Here is a 15,287-nt window from a genome sequence, read left to right on the forward strand (position 1 = left end):
ATGGACGGGCACCTTCAGCGGGCGGAGCGCCCCGTACCCCTGCACATGACGCCGGACCACCAGGGACACCCGCCGCATGCGTCCGAGCTGATGGCCAAGCAGTTGAAGGGTGCCAATGCGGCCGTACGTGAGCTGCTGCTGGCACTCTCGGTAGGCTTCGCCCTGCCCGGACCGCTCCCGGCCGACCTCCAGCAGAAATTCACCAGCGGGACCCTGGAGGACCTGGACTCCCTGGTGGACCGGGCAGAGGCCGCAGGACTGCTCAGGCCGGACGGCACCGTGGTGGGAACCGCCCAGCATGCCCTGCTGACCGCCACACCAACCGCCAAGGTGCACGCCCTCCAGCGTGAGCTCGTGACGGTCTTCGCATCAGCGGGACAGCCGCTCGGCACCCTGGCACGCGAGCTGGCCCGGGGCGGCCTGGCCGATCCCAGGGTCGCCACCGAACTGGAACAAGCAGCCAACGCTGCACTGGAAAGCGATCCCAGGCTTGCCTCCCAGCTCTACGAGGAAGCGCTGCTGGCCGGTGCCGACCCGCTGGCGACCGCGGCCCGCCGCGCCCAGGCCGCGGCCGGTGACGGGGAACTGGACGCCGCCGCCCGCATCATCGACGCCCTTCTGGTCAGCGCTGACCCGCCGGACGTGCGGCGCGGTGCGGATGTGGCCGCCTCTGTTTGGGCGCAGCGGGGAATGCTGGCACGCGCCGCAGACGTCTACAGCTGGCTGGGACCGGGGCGCGTGGGAGCCTCCGCGCCCCTTGCCGCCGTCGCCATGATCGGCGCGGGCGACCGTTCGGGTGCGGAAGCCTTCTTCCAGCCCGATGCGCCGGCGTCGTCCCCAACGCTGCTTGCAGCTGCCCTGGTCCAGACCGGCCAGGGAGTCCTTGCCTCACTTGGCGAAAAGCCGCAACAGGGAATCTCCATCCTGATCCATGCATCAGACATGCTGAACTCGGCGGGCATGGCACTTCCGCTGCCGGAAACACCTGCCGCGCTGGCAGCGCTCCTGGCCCTGCACAGCGGTGAACCGCATCTGGCGGAAACAGTCTGCCGGGCCGCGGTGGTGGCCGGGCAGGGCGGCAACGCCGCGCAACCCAGGCTCCTGCTGCTCCAGGCCTGGGCAGCCATGATGCAGGACAAACTCGACGACGCCCGCCTCGCCGCCACCGAAGCCGCCAAGGCGAACCACTGGCCGCTTGTCCCGCGTGACGAGTTCATGTCCGCAGCGCTGGAGGTGGGACTGGCCCGCCGCAACGGTGACGTGCCGGAGCTGCTCAGGGCGTGGGAGCGGGCACGGGAGGCAATGCTGCACACGTCGGTGGACCTCTACAACCTCCTGCCGTGGGGGGAACTGCTGATTGCCGCTGCCCGCCTGCGGGAGACGCGCCGCGTGGCCCAGTACCTGGAAGACGCATGGAAGCTGCTGGGGCGCCTGGGCGGACCTGCGCTGTGGGCCGTCCCCCTGCACTGGGCCGCTGTCCAGGCTGCGCTGCTGAATGAGAGCCCAGCCGACCTTGCCCCCCATGCGACGGCACTGGCACGCGCCTCTGCGCATAGCCAGCTGGCCGCGGTCCTGGCGACGGCGGGCAAAGCCTGGGTGTCGGTGCTCGCCGGCCGGTTCCGTACCGCCGAGGTCGAGGGCGCGGCCCGGCTGCTGGGGGCGGTGGGAATGCCTTGGGAAGGTGCCAGGCTGGCCGGGCATGCTGCCGCGCGCGCCGAGGAACGCCGGGACATGATGCGCCTGCTGTCCTGCGCCAGGGACCTGCACCCGCAAGGCAGCCCCGGAGGATCCGGAACCGCCGAAGTGCAGGCGGGTGGCGGTGCCGACAGCGGAGGAAAGGGGACCCAGCCGGACGCATCGGGGTTGAGCGAGCGCGAAAAGGAAGTGGCCAGGCTGGTGCTTGAGGGCAAAACCTACCGGGAAATCGGCGAGGCCATCTACATCTCGCCCCGAACTGCCGAGCACCACATTGCCAGGATCCGGCGCCGGCTGGGTGCGGAAAATCGTTCGGACCTGTTGGCCCGCCTGCGCCTGGCGCTGGGTGTGGAGGGTTCCCAGCAGCTGAGTCCGCAGCAGGAATGATCCCCTAATGCCCCTAGGCGTGCCAGGTCCGTTGCCCCGGAAGGGCACCGTTGGGTAGGGGGAAACCGCCCGATGCCCTGCCCCCGGCAGCGAACCTAGGTTTGAGGCAACCGGAGATGTTCGCCGGATGATCCGCGACACAACGAAGATGTGAGGACCACGCATATGCCAACACTCGCAAACGACCTTGTTCAGTTCCTGATGCAGCTCTTCGGCAACCGGGAGGCGGTCCAGGCGTTCCTGGACGACCCCGAAAGGGCATTGGCCGAACACGGCCTGGGCAACGTGTGCTCGGCAGACGTGGACGCGGCGATGCCTGTTGTCCTGGATTACGCTCCCATCACCGTCAATGCCATGTCCTTCGAGCGGGAGCACAACACCGGCGGAAGCAGTGCCTGGTCCGGGCAGGTGACCACGACGGCGGCGCACGCCGGGAGTGCCGCAACAATCCATGCCGGGATGCAGAGTCCAGGCCAGGGCGGAACGGACTACGACCATGACGACCACGCCCACGCGGTCCAGCAGCTGCACCACGTGGTGAACCACTTCTCCTATACCAGCAACAGCACCCTGCTCGACGACCGGGACACCATCACGGACCAGTCCGTCAACCAAAACATCTGGGCGCACGGGGACGTGGAGCAGTGGTTCGACCACGATGCGGTGGTGGCCGCCGGGGACCGTGCGGTGGCCGGCGGAGACGATGCCAGTGTCCGGGACTCCAACAACATCACGGATTCCTACAACTCCGACCATTCCACCGATTACTCCACGGACAATTCCCTTCACGCCGGCGGCGACGTCAGCATTGGTAATGAGGAGACGGCCATCTCCGACTCCTTCAATACCGACGTCGGCCTCGATGTGGACGACTCCTTCAACGACAACTCGGACCACTCGGACTACTCCGACAATTCGGTCTACTCCGACCATTCGGACCACTCTGTCAGCACAGACACGGAGCTGGAGGTCCGCGACTCGTTCAACGACAACTCCGACAACTCCACCCACGACTCGGTGGAGGTGGAGGATTCCTTCAACCCGGACAACTCCACCACTACGGCAGTGGAGGTCCACGTGGACGACTCCTTCCAGGACAATTCGGCCACCAACATCGTGGAGGATAACGTGGTGGTGGCAGAGAACCAGCTCGAGTTCACCGAGGACAATTCACTTCAGGACAACTCCAGCCATGCGGATGAGGACCTGGACAGCCACACCAGCATTGACCATCCGGTGGTTGACGACTCCACCGTGTTGTAACACGCTGGTCGGACACGCGATTCGCGGGAGGCAAACCGCCCGGCAGGAGGGAAATTACCTCCTGCCGGGCTCTTCCGGTATTACCGACGACAGGATTTTTGGCACCGACAGGGGGACACTTCGTGGCAGAAGCAGCACCAGCAAGGCCGCCGGGTCCTGTTACGGCCGGGCAGTTGGTGAAGCTCGTGGAGCAGGGCCTTCAGCTGGTGGGCAGCGGGGACCGCGGGGACCTGCGCAGGAGGCTGGAGCAGGCCATGCACCGGCTGCAGGACCCCAGCATCAGGGTCATCGTGGTGGGGGAGTTCAAGCAGGGAAAGAGCAAGCTCATCAATGCCCTGGTGAACGCCCCGGTGTGCCCGGTGGATGACGACATTGCCACTTCCGTCCCTACCATCGTCCGCTACGGGGAACCGGCGTCGGCCACCCTTCTGGTCTCCGCCCCGGAAAACTTTTCGGCGGCGGAAAACCCCGCCGGGAATGGTGCCGCTGACGGCGGCAGCATAGAGCGGCGGCCCGTGGAGCTTACCGACCTGTCCGCCTTTGTTTCCGAGCAGGGGAACCCGGGAAACAGCAGGAAAATCGCGGCCGCAGAAGTCTGCCTGCCCCGCCGGATCCTCACTGGCGGGCTTACCATTATCGATTCTCCGGGCGTCGGCGGCATGGGCTCCACCCACACCCTGACCACGCTCACGGCCCTGCCCACGGCGGACGCCATGCTGCTGGTCTCGGACGCTTCGCAGGAATACACGGAACCGGAGCTGCGGTTCCTGCGCCAGGCCATGCGGATCACCCCCAGTGTCGCCGCCGTCCTCTCCAAGACAGACCTCTACCCGGACTGGCGGCGCGTGGAGGAGCTCGACCGGGCGCACCTGGACCAGGTGGCACCGGATGTTCCGCTTTTGCCGCTGTCCGCAGATCTTCGGCTGGAAGCTTCGCGGCTCCAGGACAGTGAGCTCAACGCTGAATCCGGCTTCCCGGCGCTCGTGGCCCACCTCCGCAATGACGTGGCGGGCAAGGCAGAGCGGATCCAGCGCCGCTCCGTCAGCCAGGACCTGCTGTCCGTCACCGAAAACCTCCGGCTCTCCCTGCAGTCCGAGCTTGAGGCCCTGGAGAACCCGGGTGCCAGGCCGCAGATGCTCGCAGACCTGGAACAGGCCAAGATGGAAGCGGACCATCTGCGAAAGCGGTCCGCACGCTGGCAGCTCACGCTCAGCGACGGCATCAACGACCTCATTGCCGACATGGAGTACGACCTCCGGGACCGCCTGCGTGGGATTCAACGGGAAGCCGAGACCGCCATCGACCAGGGCGATCCCGGTCCCGTCTGGACACAGTTCTCCCAGTGGCTCGAAGAGTGTGTCGCCGCAGCGGTTTCGGACACGTTCGTCTGGACCAGCGAAAGGTCGCAATGGCTGGCTGCGCAGGTGGCCGAACACTTCGCCGCCGATGAGGTGTCATTGCCGGTCCTGCACGTCTCCGATTCCGGGGACGCCCTGGACCCGGTGGAGCAGATGCCGGGGCTGGATCCGGGCCGGGTGAACCCCATCCAGAAAGTCCTCATCGGCATGCGTGGATCCTACGGCGGTGTCCTCATGTTCGGCCTCCTGACGGGAATCTTCGGGATGGCCCTTATCAATCCGCTCTCGGTGGGCGCCGGGCTGCTGCTGGGACGCAAGGCCTACCGGGAGGACAAGGAGACCCGGCTAAAGCGGCGCCAGGGCGAGGCGAAGGCGCTGGTGAGGCGCCAGTTGGACGATGTGACGTTCCAGGTGGGGAAGCAGTTGAAGGACAGGCTGCGGCTGGTTCAGCGGACCATCCGCGACCACTTCACCGAGATCGCCGATGAGTACCACCGGTCGCTGTCGGATTCGGTGGCCGCGGCGCAGAAAGCTGCGAACTCCTACGCACAGGAGAAGGAAGGGCGCATCCAGGACATCAGGGCTGAGCTCAAGAAGGTGGACGCGCTGCACCGGGCGGCGGAAGCCGTGGCCGCGGAGGCCAAGGCCGCCGGAACCCGTTCCGCAGCGGGGGTGGGATGACGGCGTCCACCACGGCCGGGGCGGCAGCGCTGATCCGGGAAGCGCTGGAAGCCTACGGCGACGATCCCGCGGCCGTAGAGGCGCTGCACGTCTATGCGCGGCGGTTGGCGGAGCCACTGAGGATCGCTGTTGCCGGCATGGTAAAAGCAGGCAAATCCACGCTCCTGAACGCCATCATTGGCGAGGAGATCGCCCCCACGGACACCGGCGAGTGCACCAGGATCGTCACCTGGTACCGGCACGGCCACACTCCCCGCATCACGCTGCACCCCACCAGGGGGGAGCCCCGGGCCCTGCCCCTGAAGCGCGTGGACGGGCGCCTGGTCTTCGTCCTTGACGGCGTACGGGCGGACGAAGTGGAACGCCTCGACGTCGAATGGCCGGCGCCGGCACTGCGCGCCATGACCCTTATCGACACCCCTGGCATCGCCTCCGTCTCCCAGGATGTGTCCGCACGGTCCGTCCGGTTCCTGACGCCGGAGGATTCGCCGTCGGAAGCTGATGCCGTTATCTATCTGATGCGCCACAAGCACGCGTCCGATCTGCGTTTCCTGGAGTCCTTCCGCGACACCGGGGCCGGCCGCTCGGGCACGGTCAACGCCATCGCGGTGCTGTCCCGGGCCGACGAGGTGGGGGCTGGGCGCATCGACTCCCTTTTGTCCGCAGGCAACATCGCCGAAAGGTACAGCCGCGATCCCAACCTCCGGAAGCTGGCCCTCGGCGTGGTCCCGGTAGCCGGACTCCTGGCCCAAAGCGCCCGCACCCTGCGCCAGCCGGACTTCGAGGCCCTGCGAGTGCTGGCAACCCTGGACCGCGCAGCGCGTGAACGGATGATGCTCTCCGCCGACAGGTTCCGCCGGTCCACCGAGCCGGCGGGACTGACCGAAGAAGCACGGGCATCATTGCTGGCACGCTACGGGCTTTTCGGCATCCGCCTGGCCGTGGTCCTCATCCGCAACGGGTTCCCGGAACCCACACCGCTGGCCCACGAGCTGGTCCGGCGAAGCGGCCTGGACCCCCTGCTTGACGTGCTGGACCGGCAGTTCCAGGCCCGGGCGGAAGCACTCAAGGCCAGGACGGCCCTGGTGGCGGTGGAGAACCTCATGGCCAACCGGCCGCGGCAGGGGACGGAAAACCTGGCGGCGGCCCTGGAACGACTGCAGGCCAACGGGCATGAATTCCGCGAGCTCCGGCTGCTGGCGGCGCTGCGGACAACGGGGGTGGAACTGGCCCCGGAACTGGCTGCAGAAGCTGAACGGCTCATCGGAGGCCAGGGCGCCGCTGCCCATCTGCGGCTTGGCCTGCCGCCTGGCTGCGGCCCGCAGGCACTGGCAGAGGAGGCCAGGCGCTGCCTAACCCGTTGGCGGGCAGCTGCAGAAAGTCCGCTGACTGCCCGGTCCGCCGGGGAAGCCTGCCGCGTGGTGATCCGCAGCTGCGAGGGGATGCTGGCGGACTGTGCAAACAGCGACCGCCAGGCGCAGTCGGCGTAGCGCCCGCTCAGGCGCAGTCAGCGTAGGGCCGGCGGAGGCCCGCCACCCGCAGGCCCCATCGCGCAGGCTTTAGCCGGTTTCACGCTTCAGCCAGGCTCCAACGGACGGCAGGAACAGCAGTACCAGGCCGGCGAACGCCAGGAGCAGCCCCGCACCCCACAACATCACCACGTAGCTGCCCGCGGCACCGGCCGGGACCAGGAAAGCGGACGCCAGGAAGAGGAGGAGGACATGGCTGGCCAACAGGGGAACCAGGGTCCAGCGGGCCCAGCTCCTGCGGCCCAGCACGGCGGCAAGGACCGCCGCCTCAAGCAGGGTCACCAGCAGAAGGGCGCCGATGCTTCCCCAAAAGACGATCTCCGCCGCCGTACTGACCGATGCGGCGTCGTTTCCCGCCGCCATATCGGCCACCACGCCGTGGAGCCGCTGCAGGTTGGAGTCGCGGGCCACGAAGGATCCCAGCAGGACAGCCAGTCCCGCGGCGAAACTGAAGAGCCAGAGCGTGCGGGCATTGCGGACCGGCCGGGGCAGCGGGCGAACAACCGGGATGGGCGGCGGAGTGGAGTAGGACGGGCCAGGCCTGGGTGGGGGAGCGGATTGGCGCCGCTCTTCAGCGCCGGACTGGGACGCCATGGACCTTATTTCAGTCCGTCGGTGTCGTGTTCGTCGGTGCCGCGCTGGCCTTTGGCGCCGTCCTCCTTGGCCTTCGCCTCCAGTTCGTCCCGGAGTTTCTTCAGCCGCTCGGCCTCGGCCTGGTTGCGCCTGCGGGCCTCGAGGTTGCGGAGGAAGTCGGGATCATCATCGGGAGCCGTGGGGTGCGGGTAGCTGGGCCGCGGCTGCGCCGTGCCCCGAGGCCGGCCAATCAGCAGCCACAGGATGGCGCCCAGCACCGGCAGGACGATCTGCACGACGATCCAGGCCGGTTTCGAGATGCCCCGGGCAAGGCGGCCTTCAGTGCGGATCACGTCCACCAGGCCATACACGAAGATGACGAGGACTGCGACGGCCAAAGCCACACGGAACAGCATGCCATTAAGTCTATCCGCAGGACGGGCAGGGGCCGCCGGGCGGAGGCGGCTAAACTTGAATAGTGGCCTTTTTGAAATATTCCCTGATCCGCCTGGCGATCTTTGTTCCCCTGTTTGTCCTGTTTACGCTCCTGCAGGTAGGGGTGCTGATGTCCGTCATCTGTGCTGCGGTCATTGCCTTCGCCATCAGCTACCTGTTCTTCCAGAAGCAGCGCGATGCCGCCGCCGCCGCCCTGCAGCACCGCTTCTCCGGGAAAGCCAAGCCCCTGCGCTCTGCCGGCGAGGTCCAGGACGCCAACGCCGAGGACGCCCTGCTGGACGCCAACCCGGACGTCACCATCAACAATGCCAAGGGCAGCAAGAACAGCTAGAACCCGTGGCTGAGGACCAGTCCCAGTGAGAACAGCACGCTGTAGCCGAGGTTGATCAGGCCGGTCTGCTTCAGGACCGGGATGAGGCTTTTGCGCTTGCGCCCGTTGATCATCAGCCAGGCTGGCATCAGGCAGGCGGGAATGAGCAGCAGCACGATCAGGATCCACGGCCGGGCCGGCGCCAGGATCACCACCAGCAGGATGGCGACGGCGAGCATCAGGACATAGCTTTCCCGCGCATGCTTGTCGCCCAGCCTTACGGCCAGGGTCTTCTTGCCGGCCTGCATGTCCGTGGGAATGTCCCTGACGTTGTTTGCCATGAGCAGCGCGGTGGCAATCAGGCCGGTGCCGATGGCGCCGATGACCGAGGACAGGTTGATGTGCCCGGCCTGGGTGTAGGTGGTGCCCAGGGTGGCCACCAGCCCGAAGAAAACGAACACGAAAAGATCGCCCAGGCCCATGTAGCCGTAGGGGTTCTTGCCGCCGGTGTAGCCCCACGCGGCCATGACGCAGCCCAGGCCCACCAGGATCAGCCACCAGGCCTGGGTGAGGAACACCAGGACCAGGCCGAACACCATGGCCAGGGCGAACGTTCCGAACGCCGCCCACTTCACATGCTCGGGCTTGGCTGCGCCCGACCCCACCAGCCGCAGCGGACCCACCCGGTCATCATCCGTGCCGCGGATGCCGTCCGAATAGTCGTTCGCGAAGTTCACGCCCACCTGGAGCAGGAGTGCCACCAGTGCGGCGAGGATGGCGTTGGGCAGCAGGAACGAGTCCATCTCGTAGGCGGCGGCAGAGCCGATCAGCACCGGAGCGATCGCTGCCGGCAGCGTCCGGAGTCGGGCGCCTTGGATCCATTGGGCGGCTGTGGCCACGGTTAGTACCTCGTGTTGTTTCGGTAAGACGGCAGGATGGAACGTGCGCACCCGCCGCGCTGGTGCAGGTCCAACTCTACTTTCCCGCGTGCAGGGCGCTGAGTTCAGCGGTCATGGCGAGCCGGTCCGGTTTGCCGTTGGGCAGCATCCGCAGGGCCGGTGCGGTGAGGACGGTCTTGGGCGCCAGGACCCCCAGCTGCCGCTGCCACTGGCTTTGGAGTACGACGGCGGGATCCCCGGGCTCCTGCCCCGCGGCACCGTCGGGGGCAAGGGCCACGTAGGCGGCCACTGCCTGGCCCCACTCGGCGGACGGGACGCCTGCCACAAAAGCCGCGGCGACGGCGTCGGACTTCTCCAGCTGCTCCTGCACATGGCCTGCGGAAACCTTGACCCCGCCGGTGATGATCACGTCGTCGGCACGGCCCAGCACGGTGAGCCGGCCGTCGTCGTCGATGGAGCCCAGGTCGCTGGTGCGGTACCAGCGCACCCCGTCCTCCTCAAAGAACGTCCCGGTTTCCTCGTCCGGGGCCTCGATGTACCCGGCAGCCACAGTGTCCCCGCCCAGCAGGATCCGGCCGTCCTCCGCCACCCGCACCGAGACGCCTTCCAGGGGGTACCCGTCGTACACGCAGCCGCCGGACGTCTCCGCGGACCCGTACGTGGTGACCACCCGTACTCCGGCGTCGCGGGCAGCCGCCAGCAGGGCCGGCGGCGCAGGGGCGCCACCCAGGAGGACGGCGTTGAACCGGCGCAGCACGGCCAGCGTGTCCGGCGAGGGATCGTCCAGGAGCCGCTGGAGCTGCGTGGGAACCAGGGACGTGAAGCGGATCTTGTCCGTCAGTTCCAGCGCCGCGGCGGTAAAGGCCTCCGGGGTGAAGCCGCCGGACATGTCCATGACCCAGGGCCGGGTGCCGGCGAACAGGGACCGCACCAGCACCTGGATACCGGCAACGAACTGCACGGGCAGTGCCAGCAGCCACTGCCCCTCGCCCTTGAGCCGCAGGGCGGTGGCCATGGAGGAAGCCGCCAGGGATTCCACGGTCAGCAGGGTTGCCTTGGGGGTGCCGGTGGAGCCGGAGGTGCGGACTACGGCCACGGCGTCGTCGCAGCCGGGGGTTTCCACGTGGCCCACAACGAGTGCGCCGTCCGGCCCAATGGACAGTTCGACGGCGGGGCCCTCGCCGTGGAGGGCGGCCGCGAGGGCTTTCAGGGCGGGTTCGATGTTCAGGGGGCCTCGTTGGGCCGGGGTGGGGGAAGCTTCGCTGTTCATAGCCGTCCTGCCTTAGAAGTAGTGCGGGAAGCGTGACCAGTCGGGGTCGCGTTTTTGCAGGAACGCCTCCTTGCCCTCCACAGCCTCGTCCGTCATGTAGGCCAGGCGGGTGGCTTCGCCGGCGAAAACCTGCTGCCCCGCCAGGCCGTCGTCGGCAAGGTTGAAGGCGAACTTCAGCATGCGGATGGCCTGCGGGGACTGCCGGGCGATGTCCGCGGCGTACTCCAGGGCCACCTCCTCCAGCCGCCCGTGGTCAACGGCCTCATTCACGGCGCCCATGCGGACCATGTCCTCTGCGGAATATTCGCGCGCCAGGAAGAAAATCTCGCGGGCGGTCTTTTGCCCCACCTGCCGGGCCAGCAGCGCGGAGCCGTAGCCGGCGTCGAAACTTCCCACCGTGGCGTCCGTCTGCTTGAACCTGCCGTGCTGCCGGGACGCGATGGTGAGGTCCGCAACCACGTGCAGCGAGTGCCCGCCGCCGGCTGCCCAGCCGTTGACCACGGCGATGACCACCTTGGGCATGGTGCGCATGAGGCGCTGGACTTCCAGGATGTGCAGCCGGCCCGCGCGGGCGGGGTCGATGGTTTCCTGGGTCTCACCGTCGGCTGTGTTTTGTACTACGTACCGGTAGCCGTCCCTGCCCCTGATCCGCTGGTCCCCGCCGGAGCAGAAGGAGTGGCCGCCGTCCTTGGGGGAGGGGCCGTTGCCGGTGAGCAGGACCGTGGCGACGTCGGGGGTCATCCGGGCGTGGTCCATGGCGCGGTAAAGCTCGTCCACGGTCCCGGGCCGGAAGGCGTTGCGGACCTCCGGGCGGTTGAAGGCGATCCGGACGGTGGGCAGGTCACGCACCCAGCCGCCGTCGGAATCCCGCTCCACCTGCCGGTGGTAGGTCATGTCCTGGAAGTCCTCGAAACCGGAGACCACCCGCCAGCGCGTGGGATCGAAGACATCGGACACCGGGGCGGGGATCTGGTTGCTCACCGTCCAAGTCTAGTAATCGTGCTTAGCTGATGCAGAACTCGTTGCCCTCGGGGTCCGCCATGGTGTGCCAGGAATGCGGGCCCTGCCGCGCCGACCAGAGGAAGGACGCGCCGCGGGCCTCAAGTTCGCGCCGCACCTCGTCCTTGTCCCGGCCGTCCAGCCTGACGTCCCAGTGCACCCGGTTCTTCACCGTTTTCCCCTCGGGCGCGGTCTGGAACAGGATGCGCCGCTCCGGGGCCTTGGAGTCGATTTCCTCGGGCGGCCGGATGGCCGCGCCGTCCTTCCACACCAGGTTGCCGCGGTGCGTCACGGTCTGGTTTTCGGTGGCGTAGCCCTGCTCGACCATGGACCGGATGAAGCCCTCATCCTGCGGCTCCACCGCCCACTGCAGGGTTTCGGCCCACCAGTCGGCGAGCTCATGCGGCCTGGCGGAATCAACGACGATCTGGATATTCAGTCCCATCCGTCCACGGTAAAGGCGGGCGTGGCCTGGGGGAAGATCCAGACGGGCGATTAGGCCTGCACGTTCTGCATTTGCTCGAACAGCTCCGGCGGGATGGCGTAGACCAGGATCACGGCCAGCAGGTTTTTCGCGGCATGCACAAAGTAGGAGAACATGACGTTTCTCCCCGTCCACATGTAGACGAACACCAGCGTGGCGCCCATCGCCAGGTAGGGGAGCAGCGCCGTCAGGGTGATGGCTTCCTGCCCCACGATGTGCAGCGCCGCGAACAGCACGACGGACAATGCACAGCAGAGCCAGATGTTCACCCGCCTGGCCAGCTTGCCGATCAGCAGGTGCCGGAAAATGTACTCCTCCACAAAGGGGCCCACCACCACCAGCAGCGGCACCATGAGCCAGGCGGGGACCTGCTGCATGAGAGCCTGCAGCCCGGCCTGGTTCTCGGAAGTCTGCACCTGTCCATTCGCGGCCACCACCACAGCGGTGAGAATCATCATGGCGATCACGGCCGCCGGCACCATCAGCAGGGTGAACCAGGGCCGGGTTGCCAGGACTTTGAGGTCCCGGACCACCACCTTCCGGGCCGCCAGGAGCGCCAGTATCCCCACCGAGGCATAAAACAGCAGGTTCACGGCATAGGAAGCTGCCGCGGGGGAGGGGGCTATCTGCCGAAGCAGCGGCGCCACCAGATCGCCGGCGGCCGCGAAGAAGCCCGCGATGGCCACGTAGAGGCACAGCGTTGCCACGTCCATGGGGGAGAAGCGGTACAGCTGCGGCTGCGGAGCGGGCGGTAAGCGGTGGGCTGTTGCCATGCGTCCAGCCTATCGCCGGGCTCCGCCGTGTAGTGCGCGTCACGTACCACTCCGGGCCGTCTTGTAAGATGGTCAGGTCGCGTGAAGCTTCGGCAGTTCGCTGGTTCGCCCTCACATTCGCTGGCTATACGGCCGGAAGACCGAATTTTGTGAGCTCGATCATATGAAGACCGGATGCGGCCAACCCCCAACCCACAAGGAACAGTTGTGCCTCAAAGTACCCCCACAGACCTAAAGAACAGCACGGCGCCATCCTCCGCCGTCGACCCCTCCCTCAGTGCCGAGGGCTACAGCAAGACCCTGGGCCGCCGCCACGTCACCATGATCGCCATGGGCGGCGCCATCGGCGTGGGCCTCTTCATGGGCGCGGGCGGCCGCCTTGCCTCCACCGGCCCGGCCCTGATCTTCTCCTACGCCATCGCCGGCGTCATCGCCTATCTCCTCATGCGGGCCCTGGGCGAGCTCATCATGTACCGGCAGACCTCCGGCTCGTTCGTCAGCTATGCCGGCGAGATGTTCGGCAAAAAGGGCGCCTTCCTCTCCGGCTGGATGTACTTCATCAACTGGGCCATGACCGGCATCGCAGAGCTCATCGCCATCGGCCTGTACTTCCAGTTCTTCTTCCCCAACGTCCCCGTGGAACTGTCCGCCATCGCCGCGCTGGTGCTGCTGGTGGCCGTGAACCTCTTCAGCGTCAAGGCCTTCGGCGAGTTCGAATTCTGGGCCTCCTGCCTCAAGGTCGCCGCCATCATCATCTTCCTGGCCGTGGGCACCTTCATGGTGGTTACCAACGCCAAGGTGGGCGCCGGCAACGCGTCCGTCAACAACCTCTTCGCGGCCGACGGCGGCATGTTCCCCAAGGGCGCCCTGGTGATGATCCTGGTCCTGAACGCCGTGATCTTCGCCTACAACGCCATCGAACTGGTGGGCATCACGGCCGGTGAGATGCAGAACCCGGAACGCGAAGTGCCCAAGGCGATCCGCGCCGTCGTGGTCCGCATCGTGGTGTTCTACGTTGGATCCGTTACCCTGCTGGCCATGCTCCTGCCCTCCGACCAGTACAAGGCAGGCACCTCCCCGTTCGTCACGGTCTTCGGCCAGATGGGCCTGGGCTGGATGGGCGACGTGATGAACATGATCGTCATCACCGCCGCGCTGTCCTCCTGCAACTCGGGCCTGTACTCCATCGGCCGGATCTTCCGCACCATGGCCAACAACGGCCACGCCCCGCAGTGGCTCACCAGGATGTCCACCCGCCACGTGCCCTACGCGGCGATCCTGGCCATCGGCGCCGTCTACCTCGTGGGCATCCTCCTCAACATCTGGCTGGGCGGCTCACACGCGTTCGACCTTGCCCTGAACACCGCCTCCATCGGCGTCATCTTCACCTGGGGCTCCATCTTCGCCAGCCAGATCGCGCTGCGGAAGAAGAAAGGCAACGTCTCCAGCCTGCCCATGCCGGGCTCGCCGTGGACCAGCTGGGCCGGCCTCATCGCCCTGTTCGCCATCACCGTGCTCATCGGTTTCGACACCATGACCAGCAAGGACGGCGAGGTGTTCTACCTGGGCCTGTGGACCCTGGCCACCATCCCGTTCTTTGCCGTGGTGCTCTGGCTGGGCTGGCAGAAGGTCAAGAACAACCAGCCCAAGAGCCAGCTCTTCAGCTGACTTTCCCGGCTTCCTGAACAACGTTCGACGGCGGGTCGCCCTTCAGTGGGCAGGCCCGCCGTCGGCGTTTACCCGGGGGGCTCATGCCGCCCAGTTCCTAAGCCGCCCAATTCCTAAGGTGCCGTTCCGTCCTTCAGGTGCAGTGCGAAGAAGTCCTCAATCCGCTGCCAGGCCTCCGCTGCGGACTCCGGGTCCGGGCCCACGCCCATGACCCGCATCAGCGGCCGGAGCAGTACCGGGCCCAGTTCCTCATCGTTGAGGAAGGCGTGGCCCGCGCCAGGGTGCTCCTTCACGGCGTGCTCGATGCCCAGCTGGTCCAGGGCTGACTCGAGCCGGGCCGCCGCTCCCTTCAGCGATCTGTCTGCCCCGCCGTAGCTGGCCACGATGGGGCAGGAGCCACGCAGCGCGTCCACCAGGTCCTGCTGCCCCTTGCCGGGGAGCCGTCCGTAGTTGACGGAGGCGGCGTCGAACCCGTCCCGCGCGGTCAGCAGGGCGAACCCCCCGCCCATGCAGAAGCCGATCACCCCGGTCCTGCCGGTGCTGAGATCGGACTCCGCGAGCCAGGTGCGGGCGGTGGCGATGTCGATAAAGGGCCTCCCGGTCCGGGCTGCCATGGCGCGCATGGTTCCCACCAGGCAGCGCCGCCGCCCGCCGTCGCTGAACAAGTCCAGCGCCAGGGTGAGGTAACCCGCCCGGGCCAGCCGGTCCGCGTGCCGGCGGGTCTGGTCATCCAGGCCGAAGACTTCGTGGATCATGACCACGCCGGGAAAAGGGCCCTGCCCTTCCGGCACGGCAAGGTAACCGTGCAGGGAGCGGGATCCGCCGGCGGCTGTGCTCGCCGCACTCAGGTCTACGTAGGTCATGGCCCAAGGCTAGCCGCCCTCATCGGGCAGGCGCAGCGGTTTGCCTCCAGCGATTTCGACGGCGGGAGGCGGGCTGGTG

At 67.3% G+C, this 15,287-nt stretch carries 14 protein-coding genes; 6 read left to right on the plus strand and 8 right to left on the minus strand.

Annotated features, from left to right (window positions below):
- The 4 genes from QF031_RS02750 (at position 1) to QF031_RS02765 (ending at position 6,874) form a co-directional block, all read left to right on the plus strand.
- Positions 1-2,082: a LuxR C-terminal-related transcriptional regulator gene (locus QF031_RS02750; RefSeq protein ID WP_307423763.1), complete on the plus strand. Its 2,082-nt coding sequence runs from the start codon at positions 1-3 to the stop codon at positions 2,080-2,082.
- Between the two features lie 165 nt (positions 2,083-2,247).
- The gene (locus tag QF031_RS02755; RefSeq protein ID WP_307423766.1) at positions 2,248-3,345 is read left to right on the plus strand and encodes an IniB N-terminal domain-containing protein; all 1,098 of its coding nucleotides are present in this window, start codon (positions 2,248-2,250) and stop codon (positions 3,343-3,345) included.
- Between the two features lie 122 nt (positions 3,346-3,467).
- Entirely contained in the window at positions 3,468-5,384 is a 1,917-nt protein-coding gene (locus QF031_RS02760) for a dynamin family protein (RefSeq protein WP_307423769.1), read from the plus strand.
- The gene (locus QF031_RS02765; RefSeq protein ID WP_307423772.1) at positions 5,381-6,874 is read left to right on the plus strand and encodes a dynamin family protein; all 1,494 of its coding nucleotides are present in this window, start codon (positions 5,381-5,383) and stop codon (positions 6,872-6,874) included. The genes QF031_RS02760 and QF031_RS02765 overlap by 4 nt, the downstream gene beginning before the upstream one ends.
- A 69-nt stretch (positions 6,875-6,943) precedes the next feature.
- On the opposite strand, the gene QF031_RS02770 is transcribed toward QF031_RS02765, so the two are convergent.
- Together QF031_RS02770 and QF031_RS02775 are read right to left on the minus strand one after the other, a co-directional pair.
- A complete protein-coding gene (locus QF031_RS02770; RefSeq protein WP_307423774.1) occupies positions 6,944-7,507 on the minus strand; it encodes a hypothetical protein in 564 nt (187 codons plus the stop codon).
- A 5-nt stretch (positions 7,508-7,512) separates the two neighbouring features.
- Positions 7,513-7,902, minus strand: a complete 390-nt coding sequence (locus tag QF031_RS02775) for a PLD nuclease N-terminal domain-containing protein (protein WP_307423777.1) — start codon at positions 7,900-7,902, stop codon at positions 7,513-7,515.
- Positions 7,903-7,964: 62 nt separating this feature from the next.
- On the opposite strand from QF031_RS02775, the gene QF031_RS02780 reads away from it, so the two are divergent.
- On the plus strand, positions 7,965-8,273 hold the full coding sequence (locus tag QF031_RS02780; protein WP_307423780.1) for a DUF4229 domain-containing protein: 309 nt from the start codon (positions 7,965-7,967) through the stop codon (positions 8,271-8,273).
- On the opposite strand, the gene QF031_RS02785 is transcribed toward QF031_RS02780, so the two are convergent.
- The 5 genes from QF031_RS02785 to QF031_RS02805 form a co-directional block, all read right to left on the minus strand.
- Complete coding sequence (locus tag QF031_RS02785) at positions 8,270-9,151, minus strand: 1,4-dihydroxy-2-naphthoate polyprenyltransferase (protein WP_307423783.1); 882 nt, start codon at positions 9,149-9,151, stop codon at positions 8,270-8,272. The two genes, QF031_RS02780 and QF031_RS02785, sit on opposite strands and share 4 nt — an antisense overlap.
- A gap of 76 nt (positions 9,152-9,227) precedes the next feature.
- On the minus strand, positions 9,228-10,421 hold the full coding sequence (locus QF031_RS02790) for an AMP-binding protein (protein WP_307423786.1): 1,194 nt from the start codon (positions 10,419-10,421) through the stop codon (positions 9,228-9,230).
- A 12-nt stretch (positions 10,422-10,433) separates the two neighbouring features.
- Positions 10,434-11,402, minus strand: coding sequence for a 1,4-dihydroxy-2-naphthoyl-CoA synthase (locus tag QF031_RS02795; RefSeq protein ID WP_307423790.1), 969 nt, complete (start codon positions 11,400-11,402; stop codon positions 10,434-10,436).
- 22 nt (positions 11,403-11,424) lie between these two features.
- The gene (locus QF031_RS02800; RefSeq protein WP_307423793.1) at positions 11,425-11,865 is read right to left on the minus strand and encodes a VOC family protein; all 441 of its coding nucleotides are present in this window, start codon (positions 11,863-11,865) and stop codon (positions 11,425-11,427) included.
- A gap of 50 nt (positions 11,866-11,915) precedes the next feature.
- On the minus strand, positions 11,916-12,677 hold the full coding sequence (locus tag QF031_RS02805) for a CPBP family intramembrane glutamic endopeptidase (RefSeq protein ID WP_307423796.1): 762 nt from the start codon (positions 12,675-12,677) through the stop codon (positions 11,916-11,918).
- Between the two features lie 207 nt (positions 12,678-12,884).
- On the opposite strand from QF031_RS02805, the gene QF031_RS02810 reads away from it, so the two are divergent.
- Entirely contained in the window at positions 12,885-14,345 is a 1,461-nt protein-coding gene (locus QF031_RS02810; RefSeq protein WP_307423799.1) for an amino acid permease, read from the plus strand.
- A gap of 113 nt (positions 14,346-14,458) precedes the next feature.
- On the opposite strand, the gene QF031_RS02815 is transcribed toward QF031_RS02810, so the two are convergent.
- Positions 14,459-15,208, minus strand: a complete 750-nt coding sequence (locus QF031_RS02815) for a dienelactone hydrolase family protein (RefSeq protein ID WP_307423801.1) — start codon at positions 15,206-15,208, stop codon at positions 14,459-14,461.
- Between the last annotated feature and the right edge of the window lie 79 nt (positions 15,209-15,287).

Source organism: Pseudarthrobacter defluvii (assembly GCF_030816725.1).
GTDB classification, from domain to species: Bacteria; Actinomycetota; Actinomycetes; order Actinomycetales; family Micrococcaceae; genus Arthrobacter; species Arthrobacter defluvii_A.

What these genes read in the sequence shown, in the direction of transcription:
- QF031_RS02750 (WP_307423763.1), top strand. Translation starts at nt 1, where the DNA reads ATGGACGGGCACCTTCAGCGGGCGGAGCGCCCCGTACCCCTGCACATG.
- QF031_RS02755 (WP_307423766.1), top strand. Translation starts at nt 2,248, where the DNA reads ATGCCAACACTCGCAAACGACCTTGTTCAGTTCCTGATGCAGCTCTTC.
- QF031_RS02765 (WP_307423772.1), top strand. Translation starts at nt 5,381, where the DNA reads ATGACGGCGTCCACCACGGCCGGGGCGGCAGCGCTGATCCGGGAAGCG.
- QF031_RS02770 (WP_307423774.1), bottom strand. Translation starts at nt 7,507, where the DNA reads ATGGCGTCCCAGTCCGGCGCTGAAGAGCGGCGCCAATCCGCTCCCCCA.
- QF031_RS02775 (WP_307423777.1), bottom strand. Translation starts at nt 7,902, where the DNA reads ATGCTGTTCCGTGTGGCTTTGGCCGTCGCAGTCCTCGTCATCTTCGTG.
- QF031_RS02790 (WP_307423786.1), bottom strand. Translation starts at nt 10,421, where the DNA reads ATGAACAGCGAAGCTTCCCCCACCCCGGCCCAACGAGGCCCCCTGAAC.
- QF031_RS02800 (WP_307423793.1), bottom strand. Translation starts at nt 11,865, where the DNA reads ATGGGACTGAATATCCAGATCGTCGTTGATTCCGCCAGGCCGCATGAG.
- QF031_RS02805 (WP_307423796.1), bottom strand. Translation starts at nt 12,677, where the DNA reads ATGGCAACAGCCCACCGCTTACCGCCCGCTCCGCAGCCGCAGCTGTAC.
- QF031_RS02815 (WP_307423801.1), bottom strand. Translation starts at nt 15,208, where the DNA reads ATGACCTACGTAGACCTGAGTGCGGCGAGCACAGCCGCCGGCGGATCC.